Here is a 20,536-nt window from a genome sequence, read left to right on the forward strand (position 1 = left end):
CTTAGCGCACATGCTCCCAGAACAGCCACGGCAAACCAGGCGAGGTGTTTAACCAGACGGGTTGTCATTGCGTGTCTCCTGCCGATATCCAATGGATTGCGGCGATTGTTTTTATAGTGTGCCCCGGCTATTCGGAGCCGGCCCAATATCCCTGCATGCCGTCAATAAATAAATCCGTAGTACTACGTAGATGCGCCCGTCCCCCTGTGTGAGCGAGCTTGCTCGTGAAGACGGAGTATCCGTCAATGATGATTTGCCTGACGCACCGCCTTTGCGAGCAGGCCACCACAGTTTCGAGCCTCATATCCGGTAGGATTGTTGAGCGCCCACGGGTTTGGCATATGATGCCCGCCATCCACCTCCCCGCCGAGCCAGGACTGGAGTAAAGATGCTGCTCAAACACAAGATCGTCGCCCTCGGGATCCTGCCGCTGGTCCTGGCGATTGCCGTCATCGGCGCCTTGGTGATCTCACTCAACCGCCAGTTGGGCGATCAACAGGCGCAACTGATCGAAGACAGCATCCTGGCGAGCAAGCGCGCCGAGTTGAAAAACTATGTCGAGATGGCGCAGAGCCTGATCGCCCCGCTGTACGACGACGGCAAGGGTGACGCGCGGGCGCAGCAACAAGTGCTCGAAGAGCTGCGCAAGCTGAGTTTCGGCATCAATGGGTACTTCTTTGTGTACGACCGCCAGGGTCGCAGCCTGATGCACGCCCGGCAGTCGGAACTGGTAGGGCAATACCTCTGGGACATGAAGGATCCCCAAGGCTTGCCGGTCATCCAGGCATTGCTCAAGAGCGCCGAATCGGGTGAAGGCTTCCAGCGTTATGCCTGGAACAAGCCGTCCTCCGGCCAGGTAACCGACAAGCTGGCCTATGTCGTGATGCTCGATCGCTGGGGCTGGATGCTCGGCACCGGGATCTATCTGGAAGACGTCGAGCGCGCCACCCAACAGGCCCGCGACGAAGTGGCCCAAGGCATCCACACCACGATGCAGGCGATCGCCGCCATCGCACTGATCGCGGTGCTGCTGGTGTTTGCCGGCGGCATCACCCTCAATGTCAGCGAGCATCGCCTGGCCGACAAGAAGCTGCAGCGCCTCAACCAGCGCATTGTCAGCCTGCAGGAAGAAGAGCGCTCCCGAGTATCGCGCGAACTGCATGACGGCATCAGCCAACTGTTGGTGTCGATCAAGTTCCAGTTCGAACTGGCTAGCCACGTCATCGAGAACGGCCAGGAAAACGGCCTGGGCATCCTGAAGAACGCCACGGACCGGCTGGGCGAAGCCATCGGTGAAATCCGCAGCATCTCCCACGACCTGCGCTCCTCTCTGCTCGACACCCTGGGCCTGCCGGCCGCCATCGGCCAGCTTGCGGCCGAGTTCGAGCAACGCAGTGGCCTGGAAGTGTCCTATCGAAGCAACGAGTTCGACTGTCGCCTGGAAAACGGCGCACCGGTCTCGCTGTTCCGCATCGCCCAGGAGGCGCTGACCAACATTGAGCGTCACGCCGGGGCGAAACGTGTCGCCATCACCCTGTTCGGCTCCGGCCAGTCCTTGCGCCTGACTGTGGTAGATGACGGGATGGGCTTCAACGTCCCGCAGGTCGAACGTGGCCATACCGGCATTGGCCTGCGTAATATCCGCGAACGGGTCGAGCATTTCGGCGGGCGACTGGACATGACATCGGTGCCAGGACGAAGCGAACTGGATATCCTGCTGCCCATGACCATGCCAGCCACGGAAAGCTGATCCGCGCCCATTTCAATAAGAGCACCTGCCGATGAACCGCCCCACCACCATACGCGTCGCGTTGGTCGATGATCACGCCTTGGTCCGCGACGGCATCCGCGCCCTGCTGTCCGTCATGCCCCGGCTGGACGTGGTCGGCGAGGCGGAGAACGGTGTCCAAGCGATTGAGATGGTCGGGCACTGCCAACCGGACTTGCTGCTGATGGACATCGGCCTCAAGGACATGAATGGCCTTGAACTGACCCGGCTGCTGGGCAAGCAACACCCCCGCCTGAAGATCCTGATCCTCAGCATGTACGACAATCATGAGTACGTCAGCGAATCCGTGCGCGCCGGCGCCAGCGGCTATGTCCTGAAGAACTCACCGTCCAAGGAAATCATCGCCGCCATCGAAGCCATCATCGGCGGCGGCACCTTCTACAGCGCCGAGATAGCCCAGCGCCTGGCCACCGACCCAAACACCGACAGCGAGCTGACACCACGCGAGAGCCAAGTCCTGGCAAAAATGGTCCAGGGACTCAACAACAAGGAAATGGCCCGCGAGTTGGATATCAGCGTACGCACCGTCGAAACCCACCGCCTCAGCATCCGCCGCAAGCTCAACATCGACAAACCTGCGGCCCTGGTGAAATACGCGATCGACCACGGGATCATTCCGCGCTAGGCCCAACTTACCCTTGTGGCGAGGGGATTTATCCCCTCCCCACGGTTGATCATCCAGCGTAGTAATCAGGATGTTCAAGATCCGCCAACAACCCCGGCCCGCTCGGCACCCAACCCAACAAACCGCGGGTGTACTCGCTGGACACCGCCATGTTCGCGCTCGCCATATGAGCGAACCAACCGAAATGCTCGCGATCCCTTGATTCAACCGGCATTCCCAGGCCCTGCCCGATCGCCTGGGCGATGTCCTTGAACGGCACCGCCTCGTCAGCCACGGCGTGGTAGACGGACTGAGTCACGCCCTGTTCCAGCGCCAGTCGATAGACCCGTGCCGCATCCAGCCGATGCACGCCCGACCAGCAATGGCTACCGTCACCGGGGTACGCCGATATGCCCTTCTCCCGGGCCAGACGAATCAGGATCGGTACGAATCCATAGTCGCCGGCACCATGGACCGAGGGCGCCAGCCGGACAGTTGCCACCCGCACGCCACGTTCGGCCAGATCCCTCGCCGTGGCTTCGGACTTGCGGGGCGACGCCGGGCTGACCACTTCCAGCTCACTGGCGCCCGGCGACAATCCGAACAAGCCCGAGGTCACCAATAGAGGCCGCTCGGAGCCTTGCAACGCGCCGCCCAATGCCAGAATCGCGCGGCGGTCTTGTTCGGCATTTTCGGCAAATCTTGAAAAATCATGATTGAACGCGGTGTGGATCACCGCATCCGCCGCCGAGGCCACTTGATGCAAAACATCCAAGTCATCCAACGTTCCTCGAACCACTTTCGCGCCGATGCCCGCCAGCGCGCTGCCCTTTTCCTGGCAACGGGCCAGGCCGGTGACCTGATGCCCGGCGCCGAGCAACTCCCGAACCACGGCCGATCCAACCCACCCAGTGGCACCCGTAACGAATACGTGCATGAACAACGCTCCTGTCTGAAAAAGCGAGATCGAAAGTCTTCTATAACCTGAACACGGCTCAGGATTTGTATTGAACTTGTATTTCCCGGCCCCTGAGCAGCATCAAGGCCACCCCGAACGACAACGCAACGGCGATGGCGCCGGCCAGGTAAACCGCCTCGATACCCCAACCACTGGCCAACACACCGGCCAGCGGGCTGGTGATGCCCAGGGAAATATCCAGGAACGCAACATAGGCGCCCATGGCGAGGCCGCGAGCCTGTGGCGGCGCACGGCGCACTGCTTCGACGCCAAAGCCGGGGAATGCCAGGGAATACCCGAAGCCAGTTAACGCCGCTCCGAGATAGGCGAGGATTGCCGTATCGGCGCTCCAGATGAACAGCAGCCCAACGGCCTCGATCACCACGCAGACCAACGCGACACGTGCGCCACCGATCTTGTCCGGAAGGTGCCCGAACAATAGCCGCGCGCCGATGAAGGCCAGGCCGAACGCCGTGAATGCCAACGAAGCGTTGCCCCAATCCCTCGCCGCAAATAACAAGGCAATGAACGCTGTGACGACACCAAAGCCGACGCTGCAAAATGCCAGGCCCATGCCTGGAACCCATACGGCACCGAGCATCTTGTAGAACGGCGTACGCTGGTTCGCCGTAGGAGCGACTGCGCGGACGCCGGCGACCACCGCCAAGGCCAACAGCGGGATGAACACCGATGCCACAACGGCGCCCATGAATCCCCAGCCCGAATTGAGCGCCACGCCAAGCGGAGCGCCCAACGCGAATGCGCCGTACATGGCAATGCCATTCCACGCCATGACCTTGCCGGCATGCTGCGGCCCAACCCGGCCGATGCCCCATCCCAAGGCGCCGGTGACGACAAGGCTTTCGCCAACCGCCAGCAACACGCGGCCCACCAATAATAGCCAGACCGACAACACCGGTGTGGACAGGAACGCCAGGGACAGCAGATACAGCAACGCGGAGACCGTCGCCGTCACCAGCCCGACCATGACCGCTCGCTTGCCCCCGCGCATGTCAGCGAAATTGCCGGCCCAGGCCCGCGATAGCAGTGCCGCGGCAAACTGGGCGCCGACCACCAGGCCAATCACCAGCGTGCCCATCCCCAGCGTGTCATGCAGGTGAAGCGGCAAGACCGGCAGTTGCAGGCCGATGGTGAGGAACCCGATGAACACGGTCAACGTGAGCGGCAACAACTTGAACGCCGGATTGGCCTCGACGGTTGCCCGGGGCGCCACAGAGGCGCCTAGATGAATATTTTCTTGAGTCATAACCCTACCCATGGAAAGGGACGCGAAGTGAAGTTGAACGCTGTTTGTGGAGACGACTAGAATGCGATCAATTCGTCGCATTCAAGATACGAACAATCCGTCGTATTTCCTATTCGCATTCCTTTTCCGAGGTCTACGGCTTTATGTCCGAGCGCCCGAGCCCGCAGATTTCCTCGCGCAAACAGCCAAAACAGGCCCGCTCCACCGAGCTCGTGGCAGCGGTCCTGGAAGCGGCTGTTCAGGTTTTGGCGAGCCACGGCGCCCAACGCTTTACCGTTGCCCGCGTTGCCGAGCGTGCGGGTGTGAGCGTCGGGTCGGTGTATCAATACTTTCCAAACAAGGCTGCGATCCTGTTCCGGCTGCAAAGTGATGAGTGGCGGCAGACCAGCGATATGTTGCGAGACATTCTGGAGGATTCCGCCAAGCCGCCCCTCGCCCGGTTACGAACCCTTGTGCAGGCGTTCATCCAGTCCGAGTGCGACGAAGCGCAGATTCGCATCGCGCTCAACGATGCCGCGCCGCTCTATCGGGACGCTCCCGAGCATCAGGCGGCACGCATGTCGGTGCAGGCATCAGTGGACGCGTTCATGCAGCAAGTGCTGCCGGATGCCGACGTGCACACCCGCGCCCTGGCCGGTGAGCTGGTCATCGCCACCCTCAGTTCCGTGGGTAAACGGTTTTCGGCAACGCCTCGCACTTGGCAAGAAGTCCAGACGTATGCCGATGCGATGGCCGATATGTTCTGCGCCTACCTGGAAAACCTGCGGGCGGTCGATCGCACTTCGGGCTGACTGATCGTCTCGACGTCCAAGTGACAGCCCGTTGGCAGTTTTACTACACTCCCCCGTCTTGTCCCCTTCCCTTGCGAGACGTCCCATCCTTATGAAAACCATAACAAGCACGATGACGTTCTGTGGCCTGCTGGTGCTCTGCGGCAGTGCATTGGCCGAGCCAGCGCCTTCGCACCTGGACAAAGTGATCCAGCAAGGTGAACTGCGGGTGTGCACCACCGGCGACTACAAGCCCTACACCTACAAGGCCGAATCGGGGGAATACGAAGGCATCGACATCAACATGGCGCGCTCACTCGCCACCAGCCTGGGCGTCAAGGTGCAATGGGTCCAGACGACTTGGAAAACGTTGATGCCAGACATGCTCGCCGGTAAGTGCGACATCGGGATGGGCGGAATTTCCGTCACCCTGGAACGGCAGAAGAAGGCCTATTTCAGCAGCACCCTGGACGTCGACGGCAAAATCCCGCTGGTGCGCTGCGAAGACCAGTCGCGCTACCAGACCATCGAGCAGATCAACCAGCCTTCGGTGCGCCTCGTCGAGCCGGCCGGCGGCACCAACGAAGCTTTCGTGCGGGCGTTCCTGCCAAAGGGCCAGTTGGCCTTCCACGATAACGTGACGATTTTCCAGGAGCTGCTGGACAAACGCGCCGACGTGATGATCACCGACGCCTCGGAAGCGCTCTACCAGCAAAAACTCAAGCCGGGCCTGTGCGCCGTCAATCCGACCCGCTACCTGCAATACGGCGAGAAAGCCTACCTGCTGCCCCGTGACGACAATACCTGGAAAATGTTCGTCGACCAGTGGCTGCACCTGAGCAAGGCCAATGGCAGCTACCAGAAGGTGATTGGGCAATGGCTGGCGGTGCCTGAAGCCCAATAACGAACCGGCGGCCGTACACGCTCGCATTCCGGGGTTTGTGTGCGGCGCCATGGTCTGGCATGTTGGGCCTTCCAACAGAACTGTCACGAGGCCCCATGCAGATCGAATTACTGGAAATCAGTGAGCATCTTCATCGTTTTCCGCCATTCGATGCCCTTCCCCAGGAGACCTTGGAGGATATTGCCCGGCGCGTCGAGGTCGCTTATTTCAAGGCCGGAAGTCCGATCCTCGAAGCGGGGGCGGACATCCATGAGCTGCACTATGTACGCAGCGGCGCCGTCGAGATTTATCGGCGAAACGGCGAACTGTATAACCGGCTGGTCGAGGGCGATATCTTCGGTCAGGCGGGCCTGCTGCGCAGCAACCGGGTGCGCTTCCCGGCCAAGGCCCTGGAAGACAGCCTGATCTATTTCATTCCGGCGGATGTATTCGCAAGGTTATGCGAGCGGCACGACAGTTTTGCCGATTTTGTCGAGGCCGAAGGACATTCCAGGCTCAAGTCAGCTGTCGAGGCCCAAGGGCGTGCAAGCGAGCTGATCCAACTCAAATCCCGCGCATTGATTTCCCGTGACCTGGTCTGGGTAACGCCGCAAACCAGTGTCCGCGAGGCCGCCCAGTTAATGACCGAACGAAGCGTCTCCTGTGTCGTGGTCCTTGAGCCGGCCGGGAAGAACCCCGAGCAGATGCTCGGCATCGTGACCGACCGGGACCTGCGCACTCGCGTTGTGGCCACCAACCGCAGTGGCGACACCACGATTGGCGAAGTCATGTCGATCGACCCGGTAGCCATCCAGGCCGATGACTCGTTGTTCGAGGCGATGCTGTGCATGCTCAGGAGCAACATCCACCACCTTCCAGTAGTGGACAAGGGCCGTACGCTCGGTTTGATCAATCTGTCGGATATCATCCGGCACGAGTCCCAGAGCAGCCTGTACCTGGTAAACAGCATCTCCAACCAGACCAGCGTCGAGGGTCTTCGCTCACTGCTGCGCGATTTGCGCGGTACCTACATTCGCATGGTCCGCGACGGCGCCACCGCGCACATGATCGGCAGCGCGATCTCGGGCATCGGCCGTGCCTTCACACAGCGTCTGCTTGAACTGGCCGAACGCGAACTGGGACCACCACCGGTTCCGTATTGCTTCATGGTGCTGGGCTCGATGGCCCGTGACGAACAATTGCTCGTGACGGACCAGGACAACGCGCTGGTGCTGGATGACCGGTTCGACCCAGCCCTGCATGACGATTACTTTCGCAAGCTGGCCGCGTTCGTCAGCGACGGGCTCGCTCAATGCGGCTACAGCTACTGCAAGGGCGGGATCATGGCGACCAACGTCCAGTGGCGTCAGCCATTGCGGGTGTGGCGTGGCTATTTCAGCCAGTGGATCGAGAAACCTAACGCCGCCACCCTGCTCAACAGCTGCATCTTTTTTGACCTGGACGGGGTCTATGGCGCGCTGGACATGGTCGAATCACTCAAGGCGCTGTGTGCGCAGAAGTCCAGGGATACTCCGGCTTTCCTGGCAGCGATGGCGCGCAACGCATTGAATCGCACGCCGCCGCTGGGTTTCTTTCGCACATTTGTCATGGAAACGGACGGGGAACAAAAACAGATTATCAACCTCAAGGGCCGGGGCACGGCGCCCCTCACCGACCTGATCCGCATCCACGCGCTGGCGTGTGGCACTACGGCGCAAAACTCCTTTGATCGGCTGGATGCCATCGGCCATACGCGGTGGGTACAGCCCGAGGCCATCGAGCATCTGCGCTACGCATTGGAGTTCCTGTCGATGGTGCGCATTCGGCACCAGGCCGATGCCATCGAACAGGGGCGCAAACCGAATAATTACATCGAGCCCGAGCGTTTCTCCACCACTGAGCGGCACAACCTCAAGGAAGCGTTCCAGGTGTTGAGCAATGCCCAGAAATTCCTGCGTTTCCGCTATCCCGGTCACGCCCGGCCCGCCCGATGAACGCCCCACGAGTGCCCGTTGAACGGACGATGCCGGACTGGACGACGCGCTTCGAGCAACTGGCGCGACAAGCACAGCATCCCCTTCTGCAGCGTTTCTACGAGGCCGGGGTGATCAACGGCCAGACCGCGCTGGAACAGGTCGAGTTGCTGGCAATGGACCTGGAAACCACCGGTTTGAACGCCCGCAGCGACAGCATCGTCAGCATCGGCCTGATGCCTTTCACCCTGAAGCGAATACGGTGCGGCGAAGCCCTGTACTGGGTCATCAAGCCATCCACGCTGACCCATGAGTCGGTGGCATTTCACCGCATTACCCACGCTGACATACGTCATGCCCCGCGCCTGCCGGACATCATGGACAATCTGCTGCAAGCAATGGCGGGAAGAATCATGGTGGTGCACTACCGGGCCATCGAACGCAACTTTCTGGACGAGGCGTTTCGGCGCCACCTTGGAGAGGGCCTACAGTTTCCGGTCATCGACACGATGCAGCTGGAGGCATGGCGAGTCAGGGGGCGTCGCCGTTGGTTGGACAGACTGTTGCGCCGCCCGCCTGCCTCCATCCGGTTAGCCGATACTCGCCAGCGTTATCGACTGCCGACCTATCACGCCCACCATGCATTGACCGACGCACTGGCCACGGCCGAGCTGCTGCAAGCGCAGGTGGCCACTCATTACAGCCCGTGCGTCGCGGTCGGGCAGCTCTGGGATTGAACGCTGGGGCGTGCCTCGCCCCAGACAACTTTCAGGCGATCAGGATCGCGGTTCCGACATCAGTCCCTTCACCAGGGAAATGCAGCCCAGCAGCAGCACAATGGCAAAGGGCAGCCCGGTAGAAACCGCCATGGCCTGCAAGGCGATCAGCCCACCGCCCAACAACAGCGCGATGGCGATCACACCCTCGATGACTGCCCAGAAAACCCGTTGAGGAACGGGCGCATCGACCTTGCCGCCGGCAGTGATGGTATCGATCACCAGCGATCCGGAGTCCGACGAAGTGATGAAGAAGACGATCACCAGCACGATGCCCAGCAACGATGAGATTTCCTTGAGGGGCAGCGCTTCCAGCATCGCGAACAGCTTGAGTTCCAGCACCGCATCCTTGACCCCGCTCAATCCTTGCAAGGTGGCCTGGTCGATGGCCGTCCCGCCAAAGGTGGTCATCCAGAGCACCGACACCAGCGAGGGCACCAACAGGACAGAAATCAGGAACTCGCGGACAGTCCGGCCACGGCTGACCCGCGCAATGAACATGCCTACAAATGGCGACCAGCTGATCCACCAGGCCCAGTAGAACGCCGTCCAGCCCTGGGTGAACTCGGCGTCGGTACGACCGAAAGGGTTGGACAATGCAGGCAGGTATTCAACGTACGTCACCACATTCTTGAAGAAGCCGGTAAGAATGGCCAGGGTGGGACCGACGACAATGATGAAGAGCAGCAACAGGAGCGCCAGGCCCATGTTGATTTCGGAGAGCAGCTTGACGCCCTTCTCCAGCCCGGCCAGTACCGACCACAGTGCAATCAGCGTGATACCGATGATCAGTACCACCTTGCTGACGTTGGAGGATGGGATGCCGAACAGATGTTCAATTCCCGCCGCAGCCTGCTCGGCACCGATACCCAGCGAGGTCGCAAGCCCGAACAGCGTGGCGAACACCGCCAGGATGTCGATGATGTGCCCTGGCCACCCCCAGACACGCTCCCCCAGCAACGGATAGAAAATCGAGCGAATCGACAGCGGCAAGCCTTTGTTGAACGAGAACAGCGCCAAGGATAACGCTACGATCGCGTAGATAGCCCAGGGATGCAGTCCCCAGTGAAAAATCGTCGCAGCCATCGCCAGGTCCGCAGCGCCTTTCATGTCGCCCGCTGCGCCATCGAGGGGGGCCCAGTCCGTGCGTACCCCGCTAGGATCGAGCGTCACGCCCCCCATCGCGGCGGCGTAATGCGACATGGGCTCCGCCACGCCGTAGAACATGAGCCCGATGCCCATCCCGGCAGCGAACAACATGGAGAACCAACCCAGATAGGTATGATCCGGCGTGGCGTCGCGGCCGCCCAATCGCACCTTTCCCAGCGGTGAAACAATCAACGCCAGGCACAACAACACGAAAACATTGCCTGCGCTCATGAAGAACCAGGCCAGGTTTCGGGTCAACCAACCGCGCATAGCGCTGAAAAGCGGCTCGACTTCATTTTGGAGAGCCAGCGTCACGATGACGAACAACAGAACGGTGGCGGCGGAGATCAGAAAGACCTTGCCATGGATATCCAGGGAGAAAGAAAACTCCCCGCGGAAATTGTCCTGTCCGATGACATAGTCTGTTTCGATGAGATTTGCCTCGCCGCTGGGGGCTGGTATCCCCTCCGTACCGGGCGCCTGGGATTTTCCTGATAGATCGTCTACAGGATCTTTACCCACGTGAACCTCCTTTGATTTTGCAGCACGCACACGCGTGATGGTCTGAAAAGCCCCGCTGTTCAAAGTGAAAACGAGATGTAAGTGCCATAGCCTAACAAGTCTGGAGGCATGCCTGTGACATCGACCGGCCATGACTGTTCCACAAACGGCCTCAGGTTGGCCTATAGCCAGGCAAAACGAAGGGCGCCGGGACAGTGTCCGGGCGCCCTTCATATGGACCGTCCGCAGGGTTGCTTCAATTCACTGTGCACGCACCTTGCTGATTTCGTCGTACATCATCTTCACCAGTTCCCCATCCAACGATTTGGCAAACTTGTCGATCACCGGCTGCACGCGCTCGCGAAAGCGGTCTTTCTCGGCCGGGGTGATTTCGTTGATGGTCATCGCACTGGCCAGCGTGGCCTTGGCCTTGTCCATGCTTGTCGCGGTGACTTCGCGCTGGAACGCCTGCGCCTCGGCTGCGGCGGCGCGGATCATCGCCTTTTCATCATCGTTGAGACGGTTCCAGGTTTTCTGGCTGATGATCAACGACTGCGGATTGAAGATGTGGCCGGTGACGGAAAGATACTTCTGTACCTCGTAGAACTTGTTGCCTTCAATCACCGTGAAAGGATTTTCCTGGCCGTCGATGGTGTGCTGCTCAAGGCCTGTGTAGACCTCGGGGAACGCCATCGGCACTGGGTTGGCGCCCAGGGCAGTGAAGGTTTCCAGGTAGATCGGCGATTGGATGACGCGCAGTTTCAAGCCCTGCAGGTCTTCGAGCTTGGTCACCGGGTGCTTGCTGTTGGTCAGGTGACGGAACCCCAGGTCCCAATAGCCCAGCCCTACCAACCCCTTGCTGTCCAGTTGCGCCGCCAGTTTCTGCCCGACCGGGCCATCGATGACCGCGTGCGCTTCCTCGACGTTGTTGAACAGGAAAGGGAAATCGAGCATGGCGTAATCCGGTGCCTGGGCGGCCAGGATGCCGGAGTTGAGCACGGTGATGTCCAAGGTCCCGCCCTGCAATGCCGACACCGTTTGCACGTCGCCGCCCAGGGTTCCGCCGGGGAACAGGCGGACCTTGATCTTGCCGCCGCTCTTTTCGCTGAGCAGGTCGGCGAACTTCTGCGCGCCCTGGCCCTGGGGATGTTCCTTGACGTTCTGGAATGCGAATCGCAAGGTTCGCTCGCGTATCTCATCCGCGTGGCTGGCTACGCCGGTCAGCAGCAATCCCGTGGCGCACGCCCCGGCCAGCAAGGTTTTCATCAGTTTTCCCATGTCACTCTCCGATCGTTATTGTTTTTAAAGGTCGAGCCAGCGAGCACCGCTGTCATCCGGTGAAGAATTTCAACGGTCCCATGACCAGTTGCGGAAACAGGACCAACAGCAACAGCACCACAAACTGCGCAATCATGAACGGCCAGACCCCGCGGACGATTTCCTCGAAGTCCAGCTTTGCCACTCCGCACACGACGTTGAGCACCGTGCCCACCGGGGGCGTGATCAGGCCGATGGCCGTGTTGATCAGGAACAACACGCCGAAGTACACGGGATCGATACCGGCCTGGATGACGGCCGGCATCAGCACCGGGGTGAGGATGAGAATGGTCGGGGTCATGTCCATGACCGTGCCCACCAGGATGATCAACGCCATCATCACCAGCAGCAGGAGGGTCTGGTTATCCATGAACGGCGCCAGCAGGTCCGCCAGTTGGCCCGGCAGGTCGGCGATCGTCACCAGCCACGATGAAACCATGGCCGCCGCCACCAGCAGCATCACCACCGAGGTGGTCCTGGCCGAGGACAGGATCACTTCGTACAACTGGCTGATCTTCATTTCCCGGTAGATCACCAGGGACACGAACAGCGAATAGACCGCCGCGACCACCGCCGCTTCCGTCGGGGTGAAGATGCCAAACTTCAGGCCCAGGATGATGATCAAGGGCAGGCCCATCGCCCAACTGCCGTCGAGCAGTGTGCGCATGACTTCGGCACGGGAACGCTTGGGCGCCGTCGCCACGTTCTCGCGCCGGGAGATCAGCCACCAGGCGATGGCCAGCCCGACACCCAGCATCACCCCAGGCACGATACCGGCCAGGAACAGCTTGGAAATCGACACACCGGAGGCCACGCCGAAGACGATGAAGCCGATGCTGGGCGGAATCACTGGTGCAATGGTGCTGCCGGCGGCGATCAGCCCGGCCGAGCGCCCGCGGTTGTGTCCGGCCAGTACCATCATCGGCACGAGCAACGCCGCCAAAGCCGCCGCATCGGCCACGGCCGAACCGGACAACGACGCCAGCAGGCACGAGGCGATGATCGCGACGTAACCCAGGCCGCCGCGCTTGTGTCCCACCAGCGCCATGGCAATGTTGACGATGCGCTTGGACAGGCCACCGACGTTCATGACCTCGCCGGCCAACATGAAGAACGGCACGGCCATCAGCGGAAAGCTGTCGGCGCCATTAAGCAGGTTTTGCGCGATGATCTGTGCGTCGAACAGGTCCAGGTAGACCATCAACGCCACGCTGACCACCAGCAAGGCAAAGGCAATCGGGATGCCCAGCGCCATGCTGCCCATCAGCGAGCCGAGGAAAATAGCCAGCGTCATGGGCGCGTACTCTTGAGGGTGTCAGGGTTGAAGCTGGCGGCGTCGCTTTGCTCGACCAACAAAGGATCGTCATCGCGCAGCTTGCCGAACAACGCCAGGTACAATTCGTACAGCAGGATGGCCGTTGCGCTGACTCCGAACACCAGCCCCGCGGCGTAGAACAACGCCATCGACAGGCCGGACGCCGGCGCGACCACATTCAGGTTGATCACCGCCTGCTGCCAACTGCCGCTGACAATCAATCCGCAAATGTAGAGCATCAGCAAATGCCCGATGACCAGGCAGGCACGCTTGCCTGCTGGCGGCAAGCGCTTGACCAGGCTGTTCATGCCCAGGTGCGCGCGGTCCTTGAGTGCCACCAGTGCACCGAGAAAGATCATCCAGACGAAGAACCAGCGCGACAGCTCCTCCGACACGCTGATGCCCGAGTTGAAGGCATAGCGCAGCACCACATTGCCGAACACCAGCACGATCATCGCGACCATGCACAGCACGATCAGCAACTTGAGCAGCTTGAAATACAGATCGACAACTTTTGTCATCTTGAACACCTCACAGATTGATCCAGGCGCAGGCCTGCTGCCGGCGCGACAGGGCGGGCGCTATCGGGTCGCTGGAATTTCCCGGAGGGCCCCGGATCTGAAGGTAGGTAATGAGGACAAGTTCTGTTGACGGGCACGCATGAGGGGATCCTCTGTTTTTATTATGGCCTCGCCTGGGCATGGCAAGGCTGGGTGACCGCTAAAATGTACTACCCAGTTAATTCGGTCAATAACCTTGCGCGCCGGGATGCCCCGAACCGATCGAACTTGCGTGCGATTATCGGCCACCACCCAGTGACACCTGCGGCCTGCCGACCCGATGGGAAGTTATTTGAAGGCGTTTTGTATCGCTGTGTATATGAGTAGCCCATTGATACGAATCCGCTGATCTTGCGCCTTTGCGGCACACACCCTCGATACACCTGCGCGTTTAACTGCACACACCGGACAGCAGCACACCGCTGCGCTGGCCCACTCAATCAAGCGCAGGAGAAACACCATGTTCAATTTCTCGAAACTCTCGTCCCTGGCAATCGCCCTCACCTTGGTTGGCGGCGCCACGCTGTCGAACATCGCCGCGGCCGACAGCGCATCGTCGTCTTATGACCAGGCTGCACATCAACTGGCTGAAGGTGGCTCCGATCGCCTGATCCAGAATCGCGTGGCTGAAGGCGGCTCCGATCGCTTGATCCAGAATCGCGTGGCTGAAGGCGGCTCCGATCGCCTGATCCAGAATCGTGTGGCTGAAGGCGGCTCCGATCGCTTGATCCAGAATCGCGTGGCTGAAGGCGGCTCTGATCGCCTGATCCAGAATCGCGTGGCTGAAGGCGGAGCTGATCGGTTACAGGAGCTGCGCGAACGCAGCACTGTGTGATAGCGGTGCTTGTGGCGAGGGGATTTATCCCCTCGCCACAAGAACACACTCTTCAATGCCCGATCTGAAAACATCGCCCATAAAAAAACCCCGCATCTCTCAATGCGGGGTTTTTCTTTCAACGGTGGATCAGTTGGCCGTGACGACCGCCTGACCACTCAGTGCCAGGTCCAGCAGCTCGCGGTTGGCAACCGCGTACATGGCGTAGTCAGTGCCACTGGCGGCACGGATGTCCACCAGCATGGCGCGCCAGCGCTCGACCATTTCGTGATGCTGCTCAAGCCACAGCGCCAGGCGGGTTTCGACGTCCTGGGTCGCGTCGCCGTCCTGCAGGACCGAGATAGTGATCGCCCGTTGCTGCCAGTCGATGTCATCGCGGAAGGCTTCACGGGCCAGGGCCTGCCAGTTGTTTTCCACCGGCAGTGCGCTGATCTGTTGCAGGTACCAGGTGATGTCCAGGGCGCTGCCCACGGCGAAGTAAGCCTTGGCCACATCGGCGGCGTTCTGGCCGGTAACGTCGGCAGCCTCTATGATTGGCAACAAGGTGTACAGATGCGTGGTGCCGGCAACCATGCGTGCCAGCAACTCCGGCACGCCAGCGGCCACGTAGGCCTGGTAGCGGGTCTGCCAGCCTTCACGGGTCGGGCCTTCCAGCAATTCGTCGAGCTTGAGACCCAACGCCGCCAGGTGCGGACCGAAGTGAGCGACGTCACGGGCAGCGTTCTGCTCGTTGCGGCGGCTGCGCAGGAACCAGCGCGTGGCGCGACGGCCCAGGCGCATTAGCTCGTCCATCAGCTCCAGTTGCACGTCGGCCGAGACCTGGTGGTCCAAGGCTTCGATCTGACGGAACCAATGCGGGAGATGGAAGATGTCCCGAACGATCACATAGGCACCGGCCACGTTCGCCGGGCTCATGCCTGTCGACTCTTTCAACCGTTGGACGAAGGTAATGCCCATGTGGTTGACCAGGTCGTTGGCGATCTGGGTGCTGACGATCTCGCGTTTGAGGCGATGGCGACGCATGGCTTCGGAGAACTTGCTCACCAGGGTCGGTGGGAATGCGGTCTCCATGTCACGGGTCAGGTAATCGTCGTCCGGCACCAACGAATTGAGCAGCGATTCCTTGAGGTCGATCTTGCTGTAGGAGATCAGCACCGACAGCTCGGCACGGGTCAGGCCGTGGCCCGCCGCGACACGTTCGGCCAGCTGTTCTTCGGTCGGCAGGAACTCGATGGCGCGGTCAAGCTTGCCACGGGCTTCCAGGTCGTTCATCAGGCGCTTGTATTCGGCGATCCGCACGAAGGCGCGACGGGCCGCCAGGGACAAGGCCTGGGTCTGCTTATAGTTGTTGCCCAACACCAGGCCACCGACTTCGTCGGTCATGCTCGCCAGCAACTGGTTGCGCTGCTTGTCGGTCATGTCGCCGGCCTGCACCACTTCGTTGAGCAGGATCTTGATGTTCACTTCATGGTCGGAGCAGTCCACGCCACCGGCGTTGTCGATGAAGTCGGTGTTGGTGGCGCCGCCATGCAGGCCGAACTCGACGCGACCCAGTTGGGTCATGCCCAGGTTACCGCCCTCGCCCACGACTTTGCAGCGCAGTTCGTTGCCGTTCACGCGCAGCGCATCGTTGGCCTTGTCGCCGACATCGGCGTGGCTTTCGGTACTCGCCTTGACGTAGGTACCGATACCGCCGTTCCACAACAGGTCTACCGGTGCCTTGAGCAAGGCGTTCAGCAGTTCGGTCGGAGTCAGCTTGTCAGCCTTGATGTCGAAGCGCTCTTTCATCTGCGGCGAAATCGCGATGCTCTTCGCGCTGCGCGAGAAGATACCGCCGCCTTCGGACATGATGCTGGTGTCGTAGTCGGTCCAGGCCGAACGCGGCAGGTCGAACAGGCGCTTGCGCTCGGCGAAGCTGCTGGCCGGCTCCGGGTTCGGGTCGACGAAGATGTGCAAGTGGTTGAAGGCCGCGACCAGTTGCAGCTTGTCGGACATCAACAAGCCGTTGCCGAACACGTCGCCGGCCATGTCGCCAACGCCCACCACGGTGATGCTGTCTTGCTGGACGTTGATGCCGCGCTCGCGGAAGTGGCGCTGCACGCCGACCCACGCGCCCTTGGCGGTGATGCCCATTTTCTTGTGGTCGTAGCCGGCCGAGCCGCCGGAGGCGAACGCATCGCCCAGCCAGAAGCCGTAGTCGATAGCGATACCGTTGGCGATGTCGGAGAAGGTCGCAGTGCCCTTGTCCGCCGCGACCACCAGGTACGGGTCATCGTCGTCATGACGCACGACGTTGGCCGGCGGTACCAGCGCGCCGTCCTTCAGGTTGTCGGTGATGTCCAACAGGCCCGAAATGAAGATGCGGTAGCAGGCGATGCCCTCGGCCGCGATCTCGTCCCGGCTGCCGCCCAGTGGCAGGCGACGCGGCAGGAAACCGCCCTTGGCGCCCACCGGCACGATTACCGAGTTCTTCACCTGCTGGGCTTTTACCAGGCCCAGCACTTCGGTGCGGTAGTCTTCTTCACGGTCGGACCAGCGCAGGCCGCCACGGGCAACGTTGCCGAAGCGCAGGTGCACGCCTTCGACCCGTGGCGAGTAGACGAAGATTTCGAATTTCGGCACCGGCTTCGGCAGTTCCGGAATCAGGTGCGGGTTGAACTTGAAGCTGAAGTAGGACTTGTTCTGGCCGTTGGCGTCGGTCTGGTAGAAGTTGGTCCGCAGGGTCGCCTTGATCAGGTCAAGGTAGCGACGCAGGATGCGGTCTTCGTTGAGCACCTGGACGTCATCCAGGGCCGACAGGATCGCCTGCTCCAGACGCAGCTGCTTGTCTTCCAGGTCGTCGCCGGTCAACTTGCGCGCCAGGTAGAAGCGGGTCTTGAACAACCGGGTCAACTCGCGTGCGATGTCGGTGTGGTTGTTCAGGGTGCTGGCGATATAGCCGAGGTCGAAGCCCAGGCGGATCTGTTTCAGGTAACGGGCGTAGGCACGCAGCAACGCCACGTCGCGCCACGGCAGGCCGGCGGTCAGCACCAGGCGGTTGAACGCGTCGTTCTCGGCATCGCCGCGCACGATGTGGACGAACGCGTCCTGCAAGGTGTCGTTGAGTTGCTGGATATCGAGGTCCAGGCCTTCGGCGGCGGTGAAGGCAAAGTCATGAATCCAGAATTCGCGGCCATTGGTGTGGCGCAGGCGGTACGGGAATTCACCCAGCACGCGCAGGCCAAGGTTCTCCAGGATAGGCAGCACGTCGGACAGCGCCAGCGGCGTGTCGGCGTGATACAGCTTGCAGTGCAGCTCGCGCTGGCCGGACACCTGGCCCAGCGGCTGGTAGAAGCTCATCACCAGCGGGTTCTTTTCGTTCAGGCTCAACAGGTGCTGCATGTCGACCACGGCCGAGTGCGCGGCAAAGCGCTCGCGGTAGCCGGCCGGGAAGCCTTTCGGGAAGTCCGACAGCACGTTGGTGCCCTGGGCTTCGCCGAAGCTCTCGATGACCAGGCTGGCATAGTCGTCCTTCCAGCTGCGGCACGCCTGTACGACTTCTTTTTCCAGTAGCAACGGGTCGATGTCGATGCGGTTCTTCGGGTCCACCCGCAGGATCAACTGCACACGGGCCAGTACGGATTCGGAGAAGAAGGTCCAGAACTCGCAATCCGACGCTTTCAGGCGCTCCATCAGCACTTGCTGGATCTTCTGGCGCACTTCGGTGGAATAGATATCGCGCGGCACGTAGGCCAGGCAGTAGCAGAAACGGCCGTATGGGTCTTTGCGCAGGAATACGCGGATCTTGTTGCGTTCCTGGATCTGCACGATGGACATGACGGTGCTGAACAGCTCGTCCACCGGGGTCTGGAACAAGTCGTCGCGAGGCAGCACTTCAACCACCTGGGCCAGTTCCTTGCCCAGGTGCGCCTTGGCCTGGAAGCCGGAGCGACGTTCTATTTCCGCGACCTTGCGACGGATGTACGGGATGACCCGCACGCTCTCGCCATACACCGAAGAGGTGTACAGGCCCATGAAACGGCATTCCTTGATGACCTTGCCGTCGGCGTCGATTTGACGGATCGAGACATAATCCGGATAGGCCGGGCGGTGGACGCGGCTCGGGTGCGCGGCCTTGGCGAACGACAACACAGTCGGTTCGCGCAGGTAATTGACGGCGTAGTCTTCGATGCGCAAGTCTTCGGCGGTCAGGCCGGCGCGCAGCAATTTGGTCAGGCCGAGGAAGGACTCGGAGTCGTACTCGATGTGACCGCCATCGGCTTCATCACGGACCACGAACTCTTCGTAGCCCAGGAACGTAAAGTGGTTACCCACCAGCCATTCCAGGAAGCTCTTGATTTCGGCTTTTTCATCGGCGTCGGTGGCGTAGGCACTGTTGTCCAGGCTCGCGAGGATTTCCTGGACCTTGGCCTTCATTGGCTCGAAATCGGCCACGGCGACGCGCACTTCGCCCAACACCTGCTCAAGTTCCTTGCTCAGGACGTTGAGTTCGGCGGCGTTGGCGCAGCGGTCGATCTCCAGATACATCAGCGACTCTTGCAGCACGTCGTCGCCCTGGGTGCCCTTCGGCAGGATCTCCAGCAACTCGCCCTTGCTGCCGCGACGCACGCTCAGGACGGTGGTTTGCAGGGTATGGATGCTGTAGCCGCGACGGTTCAGCTCGGTGCGGACCGAATCCACCAGGAACGGCAAGTCATGGTGCAGCACTTCGACGGCGGTGTGGGTCGACTGCCAGCCGTGGCGTTCGTAATCGGGGTTGTAGACGCGCACCTGCGGTTGCGCGTGGTCGAAGCGCTCAAGCAGGCGCCAGGCGGACAGCGTGCAGCCGGCGAGGTCGGACAACCGGCGCTGGGTGAGTTCATCGAGGGAAATGATGCCGAAGAATTGTTCAGCGAACAGCGCCACTTGTGGCAGTGCCTGTTCACTGATGTGCTGCGCCAGTGCCGCTTGCAGTTGATGCTGGAAGTCGGCTTTGCTGGCTGCGGTGAAGAACGCCATCTGTGGTACTCCGCTTGGGCTTGTTATTGATGAAAGCGTCGCGTGCAGCCCCTTTCGGGGCCGTCGGCCATCCCGTTCCTGATTCTCGGGCAGAGGAAACAGGATGACAGGTGGGTGAAGCTGGACGCGACCCGCAGGTCACATCCTTTTCCAGGTAATTTCAATCGGATGACCACCTGCAAAAAACACTCCGCGATGCCCTTTGCAGGTGCACATCCGTTGCGCAGCTTAACGAGTGCGACAACGTGACTGCTTGCAGCGCTGCGACATATTCGGTCATCGGCTAGCGTTATAGCCCTCATGCACCGAACAACCCTAGCAGCCTTGGGGCCAAACGGCACCCCGAGGTGGTAATCCAGCAGGAATTCGCCGGGACTGGCAAAATTCCGTTTTTCCACCCGCAAGGCTCACCAGAGCCAGGACCCCTCACATGAAAATGACCACCGCCCTGCTGATCGCCAACCCAAGCGATGAAGAAGAAGACAACATGGCCATGCTCTGTTGCCACAGCGCGCAGGGCGAGATGTTCCTGATGACCCGCTACCCGGACGAAGACGAGCTGGAGATCACCTTGGACGGCGAGCCCTCGACACTGGACGACGTGAAGGTCACCCTCGGCCCGACCCTGCTGAAGATCGAGATCGGCGCGGCGGATGCCGACGCGCTCAATGGCGATGATGTGTTGGAGATTACCTACGACCCCAAGGTGACGGACGTGGCCGAAGTGGAGCGGACCTTGCGTAACATCCTCGACGGGACCGGGACATACGTCAGCGAGCTCTGATCCCCGCCAAGGCAGGACTCTTTGTGGCGAGGGGATTGATCCCCTCGCCACAATTCG

General features: G+C 61.0%; 15 protein-coding genes. 8 read left to right on the top strand and 7 right to left on the bottom strand.

What is annotated here, in order from left to right:
• Positions 1-388 precede the first annotated feature (388 nt).
• Both JZ00_RS11280 and JZ00_RS11285 read left to right on the top strand, forming a co-directional pair.
• A complete protein-coding gene (locus JZ00_RS11280) occupies positions 389-1,750 on the top strand; it encodes a cache domain-containing protein (protein WP_039590027.1) in 1,362 nt (453 codons plus the stop codon).
• A gap of 31 nt (positions 1,751-1,781) precedes the next feature.
• On the top strand, positions 1,782-2,414 hold the full coding sequence (locus JZ00_RS11285; RefSeq protein WP_039590026.1) for a response regulator: 633 nt from the start codon (positions 1,782-1,784) through the stop codon (positions 2,412-2,414).
• A 49-nt stretch (positions 2,415-2,463) separates the two neighbouring features.
• Here JZ00_RS11285 and JZ00_RS11290 read toward each other — a convergent pair whose 3' ends face one another.
• Both JZ00_RS11290 and JZ00_RS11295 read right to left on the bottom strand, forming a co-directional pair.
• Positions 2,464-3,330: an SDR family oxidoreductase gene (locus JZ00_RS11290; RefSeq protein ID WP_039590024.1), complete on the bottom strand. Its 867-nt coding sequence runs from the start codon at positions 3,328-3,330 to the stop codon at positions 2,464-2,466.
• A 58-nt stretch (positions 3,331-3,388) separates the two neighbouring features.
• The gene (locus tag JZ00_RS11295; protein WP_039590023.1) at positions 3,389-4,618 is read right to left on the bottom strand and encodes an arabinose transporter; all 1,230 of its coding nucleotides are present in this window, start codon (positions 4,616-4,618) and stop codon (positions 3,389-3,391) included.
• A 143-nt stretch (positions 4,619-4,761) separates the two neighbouring features.
• On the opposite strand from JZ00_RS11295, the gene JZ00_RS11300 reads away from it, so the two are divergent.
• From JZ00_RS11300 to JZ00_RS11315, 4 genes are all read left to right on the top strand, one after another.
• A complete protein-coding gene (locus JZ00_RS11300) occupies positions 4,762-5,409 on the top strand; it encodes a TetR family transcriptional regulator (protein ID WP_039590022.1) in 648 nt (215 codons plus the stop codon).
• A 91-nt stretch (positions 5,410-5,500) separates the two neighbouring features.
• A complete protein-coding gene (locus JZ00_RS11305) occupies positions 5,501-6,292 on the top strand; it encodes a transporter substrate-binding domain-containing protein (RefSeq protein WP_039590020.1) in 792 nt (263 codons plus the stop codon).
• Between the two features lie 95 nt (positions 6,293-6,387).
• Positions 6,388-8,265, top strand: coding sequence for a DUF294 nucleotidyltransferase-like domain-containing protein (locus JZ00_RS11310; RefSeq protein WP_039590017.1), 1,878 nt, complete (start codon positions 6,388-6,390; stop codon positions 8,263-8,265).
• Positions 8,262-8,981, top strand: coding sequence for a 3'-5' exonuclease (locus tag JZ00_RS11315; protein WP_039590015.1), 720 nt, complete (start codon positions 8,262-8,264; stop codon positions 8,979-8,981). Before JZ00_RS11310 ends, JZ00_RS11315 begins: the two co-directional genes overlap by 4 nt.
• Positions 8,982-9,020: 39 nt before the next feature.
• Here JZ00_RS11315 and JZ00_RS11320 read toward each other — a convergent pair whose 3' ends face one another.
• The 4 genes from JZ00_RS11320 to JZ00_RS11335 form a co-directional block, all read right to left on the bottom strand.
• The gene (locus JZ00_RS11320; protein ID WP_235433073.1) at positions 9,021-10,823 is read right to left on the bottom strand and encodes a BCCT family transporter; all 1,803 of its coding nucleotides are present in this window, start codon (positions 10,821-10,823) and stop codon (positions 9,021-9,023) included.
• Positions 10,824-10,931: 108 nt separating this feature from the next.
• Entirely contained in the window at positions 10,932-11,948 is a 1,017-nt protein-coding gene (locus JZ00_RS11325; RefSeq protein ID WP_039590012.1) for a TRAP transporter substrate-binding protein, read from the bottom strand.
• A gap of 52 nt (positions 11,949-12,000) precedes the next feature.
• Complete coding sequence (locus tag JZ00_RS11330; RefSeq protein WP_039590010.1) at positions 12,001-13,281, bottom strand: TRAP transporter large permease subunit; 1,281 nt, start codon at positions 13,279-13,281, stop codon at positions 12,001-12,003.
• Positions 13,278-13,823: a TRAP transporter small permease gene (locus tag JZ00_RS11335; RefSeq protein WP_039590097.1), complete on the bottom strand. Its 546-nt coding sequence runs from the start codon at positions 13,821-13,823 to the stop codon at positions 13,278-13,280. Before JZ00_RS11335 ends, JZ00_RS11330 begins: the two co-directional genes overlap by 4 nt.
• Positions 13,824-14,322: 499 nt before the next feature.
• Between JZ00_RS11335 and JZ00_RS11340 the strand changes: the two genes are divergently transcribed.
• The gene (locus JZ00_RS11340; RefSeq protein ID WP_039590009.1) at positions 14,323-14,697 is read left to right on the top strand and encodes a hypothetical protein; all 375 of its coding nucleotides are present in this window, start codon (positions 14,323-14,325) and stop codon (positions 14,695-14,697) included.
• A 129-nt stretch (positions 14,698-14,826) separates the two neighbouring features.
• Here the strand turns inward: JZ00_RS11340 and JZ00_RS11345 are convergent, their stop codons facing one another.
• Positions 14,827-19,695, bottom strand: a complete 4,869-nt coding sequence (locus JZ00_RS11345; protein WP_039590007.1) for an NAD-glutamate dehydrogenase — start codon at positions 19,693-19,695, stop codon at positions 14,827-14,829.
• A 430-nt stretch (positions 19,696-20,125) separates the two neighbouring features.
• On the opposite strand from JZ00_RS11345, the gene JZ00_RS11350 reads away from it, so the two are divergent.
• Positions 20,126-20,479, top strand: coding sequence for a hypothetical protein (locus tag JZ00_RS11350; protein WP_039590005.1), 354 nt, complete (start codon positions 20,126-20,128; stop codon positions 20,477-20,479).
• Positions 20,480-20,536: the final 57 nt, after the last annotated feature.

It is taken from the genome of Pseudomonas frederiksbergensis (assembly GCF_000802155.2).
GTDB classification, from domain to species: Bacteria; Pseudomonadota; Gammaproteobacteria; order Pseudomonadales; family Pseudomonadaceae; genus Aquipseudomonas; species Aquipseudomonas frederiksbergensis_A.

What these genes read in the sequence shown, in the direction of transcription:
- JZ00_RS11320 (WP_235433073.1), bottom strand. Translation starts at nt 10,823, where the DNA reads ATGGCCGGTCGATGTCACAGGCATGCCTCCAGACTTGTTAGGCTATGG.
- JZ00_RS11335 (WP_039590097.1), bottom strand. Translation starts at nt 13,823, where the DNA reads ATGACAAAAGTTGTCGATCTGTATTTCAAGCTGCTCAAGTTGCTGATC.
- JZ00_RS11350 (WP_039590005.1), top strand. Translation starts at nt 20,126, where the DNA reads ATGAAAATGACCACCGCCCTGCTGATCGCCAACCCAAGCGATGAAGAA.
- JZ00_RS11305 (WP_039590020.1), top strand. Translation starts at nt 5,501, where the DNA reads ATGAAAACCATAACAAGCACGATGACGTTCTGTGGCCTGCTGGTGCTC.
- JZ00_RS11290 (WP_039590024.1), bottom strand. Translation starts at nt 3,330, where the DNA reads ATGCACGTATTCGTTACGGGTGCCACTGGGTGGGTTGGATCGGCCGTG.
- JZ00_RS11340 (WP_039590009.1), top strand. Translation starts at nt 14,323, where the DNA reads ATGTTCAATTTCTCGAAACTCTCGTCCCTGGCAATCGCCCTCACCTTG.
- JZ00_RS11300 (WP_039590022.1), top strand. Translation starts at nt 4,762, where the DNA reads ATGTCCGAGCGCCCGAGCCCGCAGATTTCCTCGCGCAAACAGCCAAAA.
- JZ00_RS11285 (WP_039590026.1), top strand. Translation starts at nt 1,782, where the DNA reads ATGAACCGCCCCACCACCATACGCGTCGCGTTGGTCGATGATCACGCC.
- JZ00_RS11310 (WP_039590017.1), top strand. Translation starts at nt 6,388, where the DNA reads ATGCAGATCGAATTACTGGAAATCAGTGAGCATCTTCATCGTTTTCCG.
- JZ00_RS11345 (WP_039590007.1), bottom strand. Translation starts at nt 19,695, where the DNA reads ATGGCGTTCTTCACCGCAGCCAGCAAAGCCGACTTCCAGCATCAACTG.
- JZ00_RS11315 (WP_039590015.1), top strand. Translation starts at nt 8,262, where the DNA reads ATGAACGCCCCACGAGTGCCCGTTGAACGGACGATGCCGGACTGGACG.
- JZ00_RS11295 (WP_039590023.1), bottom strand. Translation starts at nt 4,618, where the DNA reads ATGACTCAAGAAAATATTCATCTAGGCGCCTCTGTGGCGCCCCGGGCA.
- JZ00_RS11330 (WP_039590010.1), bottom strand. Translation starts at nt 13,281, where the DNA reads ATGACGCTGGCTATTTTCCTCGGCTCGCTGATGGGCAGCATGGCGCTG.
- JZ00_RS11280 (WP_039590027.1), top strand. Translation starts at nt 389, where the DNA reads ATGCTGCTCAAACACAAGATCGTCGCCCTCGGGATCCTGCCGCTGGTC.
- JZ00_RS11325 (WP_039590012.1), bottom strand. Translation starts at nt 11,948, where the DNA reads ATGGGAAAACTGATGAAAACCTTGCTGGCCGGGGCGTGCGCCACGGGA.